This window comes from Rickettsia conorii str. Malish 7, from assembly GCF_000007025.1.
Lineage (GTDB): Bacteria > Pseudomonadota > Alphaproteobacteria > Rickettsiales > Rickettsiaceae > Rickettsia > Rickettsia rickettsii.
This window is the reverse complement of sequence record NC_003103.1, coordinates 559,326-571,876: the sequence shown is the minus strand read 5'-3', so window position 1 is coordinate 571,876 and position 12,551 is coordinate 559,326. Positions and strand designations below refer to the sequence as shown.

The window sequence follows — 12,551 nt, the reverse complement described above, 5'->3', positions numbered from 1 at the left end:
ACACTTACACCTTAACAGGCATGACGACAAAAATATCTTTAGGATTCTCAGGAAATTTAATAAGTACCGGTGCTGAAACATCTGAAAAATATAGTTCTACTACATCCGATTTCACTGCTTTTAAGACATCTTCCAAATATTGCGGGTTAAAGCCTATAGCTAAAGACTCATCACTATTATATTCATAAAAACTTTCCTTATCTTGTGAAGAATTAATAACCTCTTTTGCGTTACCTCTTGCTTCACCGACGGCACTAATCTCTAAGGTTTCACGAGATAACGATAATTTTACTGCTCTAAATTTTTCAACGGTTATTATCGCTATCCTTTCTATACTATCTGCAAACATTTTTCGATTAATTACTAATTTTGAGCTGCTGCTTTCCGGAATAAAAGTACTATAATCAGGGAAAGTACCGTCTATAAGCTTTGATAGCATACTAGTATTTTCGTTACATATAAATTTAATCTTATTGCTACTTAATAAAATTTCTATATCTTCATTTATATTTTTAGGATCTTTAACGATTTTTAAAATTTCCTCTGCACTTTTTTGGGGTAATATAACTCCAAAATTCTTTATTTGTTTTTCTAATGTTACCCATGAAATCGAAAGTCTATGCCCATCGGTACTTGCCGAACAAAACTCTTTGTCTTTTATGTGTAAATAAACACCGTTTAAATTATAACGAGTTTCATCTAAAGAAATCGAAAATTTTGTCGATTCGATTATTTTAGCAAAATCCGTGCAGGAAATTTTAAAACTTGCTTCAGGATTAATACTATCCATTGCAGGAAAAGAACTAACCGGCAAAGTAAATAAATTAAATTTACAATTTTTTCCTTTGATCTCAAGTCCCGTTGTACCGAGATCTGTTAATGTAAGCTCGGAATCCGGAAGTTTTCGGACTATATCATTTAGAGTTTTCGTAGAAACGGTACATTCACCTTCACTTACTACCTGTACTGCTATTTTTTGACTTAAGTACAAATCCATATTAGTAGAACTAAGCTCTAGATTGCCGTCTTTTGCCGATAATTTAATGTTTGCATATTCAGGTATGACATTACGTTTTTCAACAACAGAACTTGCAAACCCTAGGGACTGAACTAATGTTTTTGTTTCAACTATTAATTTTAACATATTGTTATTCTCTTAATGTTCCTTGAAATTTTTGTGAGATGGCAGCAACTAAATCTTTACTGAACGAATTTAAATCAGTATCAGATAATGTCCGATCATCTGCTTGTAGCTCTATTTTAACCGCTATAGATTTTTTACCTTCAGGTAATTTATCACCGCTATAAATATCAAATAATATAACTGATTTGATAAGCTTTTTATTAAAATTATTTATATATGATATTATTTCACCGACTCTATGATCTTGACCAACAATAAATGCGTAATCTCTAAAATTAGCTTGGAAATCCGATACTGCAAATTCGTCTCTTTTACCAAATTTAGCTTTTATCAACGGCAAATTCGTAATATTTAGCTCGAATGCAAATATTTCCTGATTAATATCATAATATTTCAAGATTTTAGGATGTATCTGCCCAAAATGACCTAATAAATTTTTACCAAGCCCTATATTTACTGCTCTAGTTGGATGATAATATTGTGGCAATGCTGTCCCATTTGTTGCTATACATTTATCTATAGATAGTCCTGCATAATCAGCTACCAACTCTAAATCGCCTTTAAGATCAAAAACATCATAGCCTCGTCCAAACGAATGAGGGTTTTTATTATTATATGAACCGCTTATAATTGCCGTCAAATAAGTTGCTTCCGTATTTAAATCTATAAAACTTGGTCCAACTTCAAAAAAAGCCATATCTTTTATAGAGCGTGCTAGATTTTTACTTACTATACTTAACAAATTCGGCAGTATAGTAGGACGCATATAATTGTCTCCTATGCTAATAGGATTAAGCAAAAATAACTCTTCTTTTAATTCAGCAAACAACTTTGCATCTTCACTACTCATAAAAGAGTTAGTTACTACCTCATCATAGCCTTTGCTTGCTAATATCCTTTTAAAACTAGATATTCTTTTATGCTCTCTTAGCTTATTATTATCTTGGTCTAGTTCAGGTAATTTTATACTCTCTATTTTATCATAGCCGTAAATACGAGCGATTTCTTCAGCTATATCTTCTAAAATAGTTATATCGTGACGCCAAGAAGGAGCTATTACCTTTATAATCTCACCTTTAACATCCGTAATAAATCCTAGTTTATTTAATATGGCTTCTATCGCTTTGATATTTAGTTTAATTCCTGTAATTTTTTCTAAATAACATGCTGAAAAATCTAAAGGTTTTTTTTGTGACTCTTTTTCACCGACTTTCACTACTTCCGATACTTCACCGTTTCCGCATATTGACAAAATAAGATTAGTTGCTATATCCAAAGCCTTTTCCGTAAAATTTCTATCGATATTACGCTCATTACGATATCTAGCATCCGTATCAATTTGGAACCTTCGCCCGCTAGCTGCAACCATTTTAGCATTAAAACAAGCAGCCTCGAGTATTATATTAGTCGTACTATCAGTACAACTACTATCAGCCTCGCCAATGACACCGGCTAGACCTTGAATACCGCTTTCATCTTTTATAACTAAATCATTCTCTGTAAGTAAATATTCTTTGCCGTTTAGGGCGTGGCATTTAGCTACGTCATTGCGAGGCTGCAAAGCAGCCGTGGCAATCTCATTTTGTTGTCCTGAGATTGCTTCATCGCTATGCTTCTCGCAATGACGTGCTACAGTAATTCCCCCTTTTATCCTATCTGCATCGTAAGCATGCATCGGCTGCCCAAAGCTATAGGAAATATAATTTGTTACATCCACTAAGCTTGAAATAGTTTTTACCCCAACATTTTTTAATAATTTTCGTAACCAATCAGGGCTTGGTTTATTTTTTAAATTTCTTATCTCTCTAAAAGTAAATAACGGACAGGCTTCCTTATCTTGCACATTAAGCTTCATTTTAGAAATAAATGTACTCTTTATTACCGAAATTTCTAGCTCTTTAAGTATTCCTATTCCTTTAGCTGCTAAATCTCTTGCGATGCCGTAAACTCCAAGTGCATCACCACGATTAGGAGTAACGTTAATAACAAATATAGGATCATCTAAACCGTAATATTTAGTAAAATTCTCTCCAACTACGGCATCTTCAGATAGCTCTATAATCCCTTCAGACTCTGAAGCTAGCAGTAATTCCTCTTCAGAGCAAAGCATACCACAGCTTTTTTCGCCTCTAATAACAGATTCCTTAATCTTAAATTTACCGTTTGGTATTTCTATTCCGATATTTGCAAGTACTACTTTTATACCTGCTCTTGCATTACGCGCACCACAAACTATTTGCAGCATACCGCTTTTAGTCTCAACATCACAAAGCTTTAATTTATCAGCTGACGGGTGAGGTTTAATATTTGTAATATATGCTACTTCAAACTTTTGTAATTCCGCCGCTTTATCTATCACCTCTTCCACTTCAAGGCCAATAGCTGTTAGGGCTTCGGCAATTTCAGTAACTGAAGCCGATGTCTCTAAAAATTGTTTTAACCATGATAACGTAAATTTCATTTCGTAAGCCCTCCTGCTAAATTCGGTATATCAAAGCTCCCAAAATTATAATGTTTAAGCCAACGCATATCGCCTTCAAAAAATTGTCTTAAATCTTTGATATTATATTTTAACATTGCAAAACGCTCTACTCCAAGCCCAAAAGCAAAACCTTGATACTCGCTGCTATCGATACCAACATTTTTAAGCACGTTTGGATGAACCATCCCGCAACCGAGGACCTCAAGCCATTTATCGTTTTTATTCATCCGAATATCAACTTCGGCAGAAGGTTCGGTAAATGGGAAAAAGCTGGGTCTAAAACGTAATTCAATATTAGAATTTTCAAAAAAGCTTTTTATAAATGTCGTGATAACATATTTTAAATGTCCCATATTGATATTTTTATCCATAACAAGCCCTTCTATTTGGTGGAACATTGGCGTATGCGTCATATCCGAATCCGATCTATAAGTCCTACCCGGTGCTATAAACCTAAAAGGCGGTTTGCCGTTTTTCATAGCTCTAATCTGCACTGTTGAGGTATGAGTACGTAATAACAGCGGCTTATTATTTTCCTGACTTTTCAAATAAAAAGTATCATGCATTTGCCTTGCGGGATGATCATCTTCAAAATTGAGAGCGGTAAAATTATGAAAATCATTCTCGATATTCGGTCCGTTTTCTATAGTAAAACCAAACTGCGAAAATACTTGTATTAACTCCTCACTACATTGTGTTATTGGATGAATAGAACCTTGTTTATATCTCCGTGCAGGGATTGTTAAATCAATTTTATCGGCAGCAAGTTTAAAATTTAGTTCCTGCTCCTCTAAAATTTCTGCTTTTGCTTTTATTATATTCTGTATTTTATCTTTTAATTTATTGATTTTTAAGCCAAATTCTTTACGTTCCTGTTCATTTAAACTACCTAATTTTTTAAGCTCACCGGTCACTATACCGTTCTTGCCTAAAAATTCTACTTTATATTCTTGCAGAGCTTTTAAATTTTGTACTAATAAGATTTTGTCCTCAGCAAGTCTTAATATTGTTTCTATATTTTCCATGATTGTTTTTTTGTTTTTGATTTTTTATTGTACAGTAGCACATCATTGCGAGCGGGCATTGTTGCATGGACCTGTTTATCCGTCATTGCAAGGAAATCGCATAGCAATTGATGAAGCAATCCAGTTAAAAATTCTGTAAATCAGAATTTTTTTAATTATTTTCTGGATTGCTGCGTCACCTACGGCTCCTCGCAATGACGACCTTCAGTATCTACACAACAATACCTCCCTGCAATGACGTTAAACCAACATACACTTCATATAATTCTCTTCTATCGCCACCAACTTCGCTTTAAATATCTGCCCTATTTCTAAAGGTTTATCTAGCTTTACCGGAATAAAATTTTCGGTATGGGCAATATTATTATTCTCTACTAATAACTCCACTTTCTGTCCTATATGTTTTTTAAAGAATTCGGTCAACTGGTTTTGCCCTTCTTGCCTTAAAATTGCTGCCCTTTCTTTTCTTATATTTTTAGGTACTTGTGGCATACGTGCTGCAGGCGTTCCTTCTCTTTCCGAATAAGGAAAAACATGTAAATATTGTAATTCCGCTTCTGAAATTAATTTTCTTGTATTTTCAAACATTTCAGGGGTTTCAGTCGGGAAACCAGCTATAATATCCGCACCAAAAGATACTTCCGGTCTTATTGCCCGCAGCTTCCGACAAAACTCTATTACGTTTGCTCTATTATGACGTCTTTTCATACGTTTTAATATCATATCATCACCTGCTTGCAAGCTAATATGAAAATGCGGCATTATCCTTTCACTATAAGCTATAAGCTCAAAAAGTTCATCATCTATTTCTGCAACATCTATTGAAGATAATCTAAGCCTCTTTAATTCAGGGACTAAATTCAACACTCGTTTAATCATTTGTGCGAATGTTGGACTTCCTGGCAAATCACTACCATAAGCCGTGACATCGACACCGGTAAAAACTACTTCTTTAAAGCCGTTTAATACCAAATGCTTTACCTGCTCTGCTATAGCTCCTATTGCTACTGATCTACTTTTTCCTCTACCATAAGGGATAATACAGAAAGTACAAAAATGATCACAACCGTTTTGTACCTGAATAAAAGCACGAGACTTACAGTCAAAGCTACTTACTAAATGACTTGCCGTCTCTTTCACCGACATTATATCGTTAACTGTTATTTTTGCATCGGTAATTTGGTAGTAATTAGGTAATAACTTCTCTTCATTACCTATAACTTTGTCAACTTCCGGCATATTACCGTACATTTGCGGACTTGTTTGAGCACTACAGCCGGTAACAATAATTTTTAAATCAGGATTATTTTTTTTAGCCCTGCGTATAGCTTGTCTTGCTTGTTTCTCAGCTGCTTTAGTTACCGCACAAGTATTGAATATTGCTACATTATCGATACCCGACAATTCCAAGTTTTTTCGTATTATCTCACTTTCGTAAATATTAAGTCTACAGCCAAATGTTACTACGTTTTGTCTTAAATTATTGCTCACAATAATATTCCCCACGTGCTACAAGCGTAGCTGCCCCTTGCATTATTATATTACCGTTTTCTTCTTTCATAGTAAGGTTACCGTGCTTAAAGACTATAGTACTTGGTGAATGAATAAAACCGCGCTTTAAACCGGCAGCAAAACTACCGCAAGCTCCGCTTCCGCAAGCAAGCGTTAACCCTGCCCCCCGCTCCCAAACGGATAAATAGATTTTATTATCTTTTACTTCAGCAAAATTAACGTTTACCCCATCTGCGAATAATTCCTTAGCCTGCAATCTTTCACCGACAATTTTTTGATCTTGAGGTTCTAACTTACTAAAAATAACTACATGCGGATTACCTATATCAACGCAAATAGTTTCCTTTAAATCAATCATATAACGCTCTGCAAATTCCCAAACTTTATCACGACTTGGCATCCAAGCTTCATTAAAACTTACGCTTCCTACATTAACGCTAATATTATTTTCATCATTGACATTACATAGCAATTTTTTATTGCCTACCATTACGGTAATATCTTGCTTTCCCGTATCAAGATAAATTAACTTGGCTAAACATCTTGTAGCATTACCGCATAATTTAGCACTAGAGCCGTCTATGTTATATATAATCATTTCATAAAAATCATTATGCTCTTCATAAATAATAAACTGATCGCAACCAATACCTGTATGACGCTCAGCCATATTTTTTGCTAACTGCGATAAATCATATGAACTTGATAAATCTCGTTTGTTAACAATAACAAAATCATTACCGAGACCATGCATTTTTACGAAATTAATTTTACTAATCATAATGTTTTACATATTAGGAAATTGTATTATAGCAAATTTCTTGGAATTTGCTATAATGAAGTGATGATATATAAAAATATAGACTATTATGCTAATTTCACGTTTCTTAGACCCTAAAAATAACTATGCATTTTTAAAAATTTTCGGTACAGAAAAAAATAAGGATATACTTATTCATTTTCTAAATAACATTTTAGGTTATACGGGAAAAGAAATAATTACCGAAGTTACTTTTTTAAAAAAATCTAAGGTTCCGACATCGCTGCTTATAGACAATCTATAGTTGATGTATTATGTAGAGATAAATACGGTACTCAATTTATTGTAGAGATGCAGGTCAGCAAACATCCAGGTTTTGAAAAACGAGCTCAGCTTTATACAGCAAAGGCCTATTCAAGAAAAATAATAAACAAAGATGAAGATCATAAAAAAAATGGCAGTATATGCAAAACTTCGAGGAGTAATATTCTTAGCTATTGCCGATTTTATTTTATTGCCCGATAAAAAAGATTGGAGATCAAATCATAGATTACTTGATACTAAAACTTATGAGAACGACCTACAAGATTTTTATTTTATATTTTTAGAGCTTGAGAAATTTAATAAAGAATTAGATCAATTAGAGAACCTTCAAAAAAATGGGCATAGTTTCTTTAAACATGCACATGAAAGCACTCTAGAAGGAATTTGATAGGTCATGATTTTATTATTAAAAAAGCTTTTTATGCTTTGGATCAAGCTAGTTGGTCTGAAAAAGAGTTAAATACTTATGAAAAAATGATAAAAACCGAAATGGATAATCTAGCCGTAAAAGAGCAGAAAATTATCGATGCTGAAGCTAAAGGGGAAGCCAGAGGGGAAGCAAAACAAAAAATTTCTATAGCTAAAAAAATGTTAGCAAAAAACAAACCTTTAGATAAAATTATAGATTTTACCGGTTTAACAGAAAAAGAAATCGAGCAATTAAAGTAATGAAGATCCTTAATATTATGCTAAGTCGTGACCTTGGCGGCATTCAACAAGCATTTTTAGATTATAGCACTGCTTTAGAAATGCAAAAAATTGAGATTATAAATATCACTTCTTACAAGGCAAAAATAAATTCCTTTCTACACAAACAAAGCTTAAAACTACCTAATATAGTACCGTTTGATTTACTCTCGGTACTTATTTTTAAGTATATAATTCATAAGACTAAACCCGATATAATTATAGCACACGGTAACAGAGCAATAAATTTTAGTAAATTTGCTAAATCACAAAATATAAAATTAATCGGTATCGCTCATAATTATAGTTTAAAAGGACTACGTAAATGTGATTTTGTTATTGCCTTGACGCATCATATGAAAGAATTTTTATTAAAAAATCACTTTGCCGAATCTAGGATATGCATCCTACCGAATATGATAAATATTGCTAAAGACTTTATTCCAAATAAAACATATAGAAAACCTGTCGTAATTGGTGTACTAGCAAGATTTGTAGCTAAGAAAGGTGTTGATGTTTTTATTAAAGCTATCAAAATTTTAAAAGAAAAAAAATATGATCTTCATGCAGTTATAGGTGGAAGCGGCGAAGAAAAAGATAATTTAATTGCTTTAGCACATAAACTTAATTTACAAGATCAAATATCATTTACGGGATGGGTTAACGATAGAGATAAATTCTTTAAACAAATAGATATTTTTTGCTTACCGTCTCTTCATGAACCGTTTGGAATTATAGTGCTTGAAGCAATGGAGGCAAGCATGCCTATCGTTAGTACAGATACTGAAGGGCCTACAGCAATCTTAAACGACATGCAAGACGGGCTTATTTGTAAAGCCGGCTCTGCTGAAGATTTAGCAGCAAAAATTGTCTATCTAATAGAGAACCCTATAAAAGCAAAAGAATTTTCTAAAAACGCCTACCTTACTCTCAAACAAAATTATGAAATTAAAGTTGTTTCTGAAAAGTTACAGCATATTTTAGAAAGCTTCAGATAAGATGAATTTAAGGGTGAGCCTACACAGCTTATAAAAATACGTGAACACACAAGCGAATCCTGCAAAATTTACTTATATCAAGCTTTCTAAAATATGCTATAGCAACATTATTACGTAATTATAAAAATAGTTAGTTGAACAAATAATAGTCTATATTGACATAACGGTTTAAAGATTCATAATTAATATTAAGTAATTTATTTTAATGAACCTAATCGATGAACTTCATATACCGATTTTGCATTTACTTAAAATATATTCTAGTTTTATCGATTTCATCATTTCTTCTATGTGGTTGTAATGCAAAACACGATAATATTCCCCCTAAACTCTCATTACCTACTACTTGGAATAATTATTCTCTAGAACAAAATAATAATGTATCCTCCAAGTGGTGACTGCAATTTAACGATCCGGTGTTAAATAACCTAATCGAAGAATCTTTAACCGGTAACTCCGATATTGAGCTGGCAATGAGTAATGTGCTAGCAGCGCAAGCACAGCTTAACCTTACTAATGCTTATAGATTTCCACAAATCAATTTACAAGGCGGAGCAAATCAAACAAAAAACAGTAAAGAAACAAAAGCACCGAATGAACCGAAATTCTCTAATAATTTGGGGCTAGCAAGCGTGCTTAATTACGAGCTGGATTTATAGAGGCAGCCGCCAACGCTAGCGAATCAGCTAAAAAAACTTTCCTTGCAAGTGAGTATAGCAAGGCAGCGGTACTTTTATCAGTTATAAGTAACGTCACTATAAGTTACTTTAATCTTTTAGTATTAGACAAACAAATCTATCTAACTGAAAAGCTAATTGAGGCTCAAACGGAAATTTATAAATTAAATCAGAAATTATATAATCTTGGCGTAGGTGATTTAATATCGGTTAGTGAAGCTGCTTCCGAGCTTGCACTTACTAAGTTATCATTGCCGCCTTTAAAACAACAAAGACATGAGCAGGAAACCACTTTAAAAATTTTAGTAGGTAGAATTCCTGAAAATATAGTAAACGGCTTAATTTATCGTAATAAACCAATAGATTACTTCCCTGCTCTACCGGTATTACCTAAAATATTACCATCAGAGCTTTTAGAGCAAAGACCAGATATTAAAGCAGCAGAGCAGAATTTACTAGCAGCAGATGTAAACTTAAAAACAATAAAAGCTACTTATTTTCCACAAATTTCTTTAACAGGCTTATTAGGATTCGGTAGCAATAAACTTAATACTCTGTTTACTAACTCAGCTGAGACTTGGCAGGTAGACGGCAACATAGCAGGACCTATTTTTGATTTTGGCAAATAACAATGCTTAAAACAATAATGCGGCATTTGATATTGATAACATTACTAGTACTAAATAGTAATATTAGTGGTTTGGGTAATAAAACATCATAATAAAAGCAGTAAACAAATCACTATAGCAGCTCCGGTTGAGGTAACACAAGTTATCAGAAAAGACTTATCTGATGTGATAGAACTTGCAGGAGTAGCTGAAACTGACCAAAGTGCCGATATTCAATCTCAAGTTACGGGCCAAATATTAAGTGTAAATTTTGATGACGGACAAGAAGTAAAAACAGGTGATTGATTATATGAAATCGATTCTCGTCCTTTTCAAAATCAATTACAGCAAGCACAAGCAAATTTACTAAGTGATACTTATAACCTTGAAGATGCTATAAAAGAAGAGGCAAGATATCGTGCTTTATACGAGGAAAAAGCTGTTTCGGAAGAGCAGTATTTACAGATACTAACTAATATGAATATGCTTAGGGCCACCGTGGAACGCGATAAAGCAATTATTGCAGACGCTAATTTACAATCGAGTATTCAAAAATAGTAGCTCCTTTTGATGGTAAACTTAGTGAGAGTAATGTGGATATAGGTGATTTAGTATCGCCGGATTTTGTGCGTCTAGTAACTATCAATACTAGCTCGCCTATTTATGTCAGCTTCTCCGTACCTGAAAAATATCTCGATCGTATTAATAAATCTCAAAAATCTAATCATTTAGCTTTGACGGTTAGAACCATAAGCGACCAAGAAATTAAAGACGGTGAGATCGTTTTTGTCGATAGATTGATCCAAATAGCGGCACTATCAAAGTTAAAGCAACACTACCTAACCAAAACGAAATATTATGGCCGGAACAGTGTGTTCGTGTATCCCTAACGATTTACATCGAACAAGAGGCTTTAATAGTTCCGTCTAAAGCCATGCAAACTAACGATCAAGGTCCTTATATATTTATTGTCGATCAAGATAATAAAGCCGTGGTCAAGAATATAGATATAGTGTTTTCTAATGATGATTTTATTGTTATTAAAAGCGGTATAGATGAGAGGGAGAAACGGTAATCACCAACGGGCAGATACGATTATCTAACGGAGCAGAGGTGAGTGTTAGGGAGGAGTAGTGTCAAATCGTCATTGCGAAGAAATTACAAAGTAATTGACGAAGCAATCTTATGAGTTTGTCATTATTTCATGAAATTGCCACGCTGCTTACAGTCACTCACAATGACGATATGTATGACAGAAAAAATCCATAAAACAGGAAAAAATAATTGGGTATTTCAGAAATATTTATTAAGCGTCCGGTTCTTGCTACTTTATTCATGGCAACTATTTTGCTGTTTGGAGCATTCGGCTATAGGATATGACCGGTAAGCGTTTTACCTGACATCAACTGCCCGACTATTCCGGTTTCAGTAAGCTTGCCTGGAGCTGACCCTACTACTATGGCATCTTCAGTTGCATTACCGCTTGAAAAGCAATGCTCGACGATATCAGATATTGACTCGATGAGTTCGGTTAATAGTAACGGTACTACTCAAATTACTTTGCAGTTTAATTTAGACCGAAATATAGATGCAGCGGCACAAGACATACAAGCAACTACCGAACGACTTACCTACCCCGCCCTCATATTGTAAAGTAAATCCTGCCGACGCACCTATATTTTATTTATCTTTAACCTCTGAGACTCTTCCCCTTATATACCGTGGACTATTACGCTGAAACAATTATGGCTGAGCGTTTATCTATGCTGCCGGGTGTTGCACAGATACAAGTTTACGGCTCACAGCAATATGCAGTGCGTGTGCAGATTGACCCTGTTAAAATGGCAGTAAATAATATAGGGCTTGACCAAGTATCAAACATTATCAGCTCTGCTAACGTTAATTTACCGACCGGAGCTTTATACGGTACAGATATCTACTCAAGTATTAGAGCCCCTGGGCAATTACAAAATGTTAAAGAATATAATGAGTTAATATTAACTTATAAAAACGGTAATCCGCTTTTTCTTAAAAATATTGGGAAAACCATTGATAGCGTAGCTAATAATAAAATAGCCGCTTGGTATAGGGATAAGCCGGGGGTAATACTTGCTATTCAAAAACAACCGGATACTACTAATACTATTGAAATAGTCGACTCTATAAAAGAAGTATTGCCGTTGCTTCGCAGGCAAATCCCTGAGGGCATTAATATTAATATCATGTTTTGATAGGTCAATTTCTATATCAGAGAATCGGTAAATGATACCAATTTTACTATGCTACTCGCTTTAATACTCGTAGTGATTGCTATATTTCTCTTTCTACATAACT

17 protein-coding genes and 1 pseudogene are annotated in these 12,551 nt (G+C 33.9%); 13 read left to right on the top strand and 5 right to left on the bottom strand.

What is annotated here, in order from left to right; translation table 11 throughout:
- Nucleotides 1–4: 4 nt before the first annotated feature.
- The 5 genes from dnaN to dapF form a co-directional block, all read right to left on the bottom strand.
- Nucleotides 5–1,144 carry a DNA polymerase III subunit beta gene (dnaN, locus tag RC_RS02955; RefSeq protein ID WP_010977217.1) on the bottom strand — a complete coding sequence of 380 codons (1,140 nt, stop codon included), beginning with the start codon at nt 1,142–1,144 and terminating at the stop codon, nt 5–7.
- 4 nt (nt 1,145–1,148) lie between these two features.
- The gene (pheT, locus tag RC_RS02950) at nt 1,149–3,605 is read right to left on the bottom strand and encodes a phenylalanine--tRNA ligase subunit beta (RefSeq protein ID WP_010977216.1); all 2,457 of its coding nucleotides are present in this window, start codon (nt 3,603–3,605) and stop codon (nt 1,149–1,151) included.
- Nucleotides 3,602–4,651 (bottom strand): phenylalanine--tRNA ligase subunit alpha, encoded by a 1,050-nt coding sequence (pheS, locus tag RC_RS02945; protein ID WP_010977215.1) that lies wholly within the window; start codon nt 4,649–4,651, stop codon nt 3,602–3,604. Before pheS ends, pheT begins: the two co-directional genes overlap by 4 nt.
- 240 nt (nt 4,652–4,891) lie before the next feature.
- On the bottom strand, nt 4,892–6,157 hold the full coding sequence (gene mtaB / locus RC_RS02940) for a tRNA (N(6)-L-threonylcarbamoyladenosine(37)-C(2))-methylthiotransferase MtaB (protein WP_010977214.1): 1,266 nt from the start codon (nt 6,155–6,157) through the stop codon (nt 4,892–4,894).
- Nucleotides 6,132–6,944, bottom strand: a complete 813-nt coding sequence (dapF, locus tag RC_RS02935) for a diaminopimelate epimerase (protein WP_010977213.1) — start codon at nt 6,942–6,944, stop codon at nt 6,132–6,134. The genes mtaB and dapF overlap by 26 nt, the downstream gene beginning before the upstream one ends.
- 88 nt (nt 6,945–7,032) lie before the next feature.
- Between dapF and RC_RS10775 the strand changes: the two genes are divergently transcribed.
- The 13 genes and pseudogenes from RC_RS10775 (at nt 7,033) to RC_RS10750 (ending at nt 12,448) form a co-directional block, all read left to right on the top strand.
- The gene (locus tag RC_RS10775) at nt 7,033–7,227 is read left to right on the top strand and encodes a PD-(D/E)XK nuclease family transposase (protein WP_004995786.1); all 195 of its coding nucleotides are present in this window, start codon (nt 7,033–7,035) and stop codon (nt 7,225–7,227) included.
- Nucleotides 7,203–7,448, top strand: a complete 246-nt coding sequence (locus RC_RS10770; RefSeq protein ID WP_081420710.1) for a PD-(D/E)XK nuclease family transposase — start codon at nt 7,203–7,205, stop codon at nt 7,446–7,448. Before RC_RS10775 ends, RC_RS10770 begins: the two co-directional genes overlap by 25 nt.
- Complete coding sequence (locus RC_RS08960; RefSeq protein ID WP_010977212.1) at nt 7,360–7,635, top strand: PD-(D/E)XK nuclease family transposase; 276 nt, start codon at nt 7,360–7,362, stop codon at nt 7,633–7,635. Before RC_RS10770 ends, RC_RS08960 begins: the two co-directional genes overlap by 89 nt.
- Entirely contained in the window at nt 7,632–7,916 is a 285-nt protein-coding gene (locus RC_RS08955) for a hypothetical protein (RefSeq protein ID WP_010977211.1), read from the top strand. Before RC_RS08960 ends, RC_RS08955 begins: the two co-directional genes overlap by 4 nt.
- A complete protein-coding gene (locus RC_RS02915; protein ID WP_010977210.1) occupies nt 7,916–8,932 on the top strand; it encodes a glycosyltransferase family 4 protein in 1,017 nt (338 codons plus the stop codon). Before RC_RS08955 ends, RC_RS02915 begins: the two co-directional genes overlap by 1 nt.
- Before the next feature lie 416 nt (nt 8,933–9,348).
- Nucleotides 9,349–9,591: a TolC family protein gene (locus tag RC_RS10765; protein ID WP_010977208.1), complete on the top strand. Its 243-nt coding sequence runs from the start codon at nt 9,349–9,351 to the stop codon at nt 9,589–9,591.
- Nucleotides 9,588–9,860: pseudogene (locus RC_RS10760) on the top strand (TolC family protein); the annotation flags it as partial. The gene RC_RS10765 and the pseudogene RC_RS10760, both read left to right, overlap by 4 nt.
- Complete coding sequence (locus RC_RS08425) at nt 9,861–10,238, top strand: TolC family protein (RefSeq protein ID WP_010977207.1); 378 nt, start codon at nt 9,861–9,863, stop codon at nt 10,236–10,238.
- A 66-nt stretch (nt 10,239–10,304) separates the two neighbouring features.
- On the top strand, nt 10,305–10,523 hold the full coding sequence (locus RC_RS02900) for a biotin/lipoyl-binding protein (protein ID WP_010977206.1): 219 nt from the start codon (nt 10,305–10,307) through the stop codon (nt 10,521–10,523).
- Nucleotides 10,524–10,810: 287 nt separating this feature from the next.
- Entirely contained in the window at nt 10,811–11,107 is a 297-nt protein-coding gene (locus RC_RS10230; RefSeq protein WP_010977205.1) for a hypothetical protein, read from the top strand.
- A 44-nt stretch (nt 11,108–11,151) separates the two neighbouring features.
- Nucleotides 11,152–11,292 (top strand): hypothetical protein, encoded by a 141-nt coding sequence (locus RC_RS10225; RefSeq protein WP_016830750.1) that lies wholly within the window; start codon nt 11,152–11,154, stop codon nt 11,290–11,292.
- A gap of 359 nt (nt 11,293–11,651) precedes the next feature.
- The gene (locus RC_RS10755; RefSeq protein WP_010977204.1) at nt 11,652–11,870 is read left to right on the top strand and encodes an efflux RND transporter permease subunit; all 219 of its coding nucleotides are present in this window, start codon (nt 11,652–11,654) and stop codon (nt 11,868–11,870) included.
- A gap of 92 nt (nt 11,871–11,962) precedes the next feature.
- On the top strand, nt 11,963–12,448 hold the full coding sequence (locus RC_RS10750) for an efflux RND transporter permease subunit (protein ID WP_071597798.1): 486 nt from the start codon (nt 11,963–11,965) through the stop codon (nt 12,446–12,448).
- The last annotated feature ends 103 nt before the right edge of the window (nt 12,449–12,551 follow it).

Coding starts and splice junctions, on each gene's coding strand:
- dnaN (WP_010977217.1), bottom strand. CDS start 1,144: ATGTTAAAATTAATAGTTGAAACAAAAACATTAGTTCAGTCCCTAGGG.
- pheT (WP_010977216.1), bottom strand. CDS start 3,605: ATGAAATTTACGTTATCATGGTTAAAACAATTTTTAGAGACATCGGCT.
- pheS (WP_010977215.1), bottom strand. CDS start 4,651: ATGGAAAATATAGAAACAATATTAAGACTTGCTGAGGACAAAATCTTA.
- dapF (WP_010977213.1), bottom strand. CDS start 6,944: ATGATTAGTAAAATTAATTTCGTAAAAATGCATGGTCTCGGTAATGAT.
- RC_RS10775 (WP_004995786.1), top strand. CDS start 7,033: ATGCTAATTTCACGTTTCTTAGACCCTAAAAATAACTATGCATTTTTA.
- RC_RS08960 (WP_010977212.1), top strand. CDS start 7,360: ATGAAGATCATAAAAAAAATGGCAGTATATGCAAAACTTCGAGGAGTA.
- RC_RS02915 (WP_010977210.1), top strand. CDS start 7,916: ATGAAGATCCTTAATATTATGCTAAGTCGTGACCTTGGCGGCATTCAA.
- RC_RS10225 (WP_016830750.1), top strand. CDS start 11,152: ATGCAAACTAACGATCAAGGTCCTTATATATTTATTGTCGATCAAGAT.
- RC_RS10750 (WP_071597798.1), top strand. CDS start 11,963: ATGGCTGAGCGTTTATCTATGCTGCCGGGTGTTGCACAGATACAAGTT.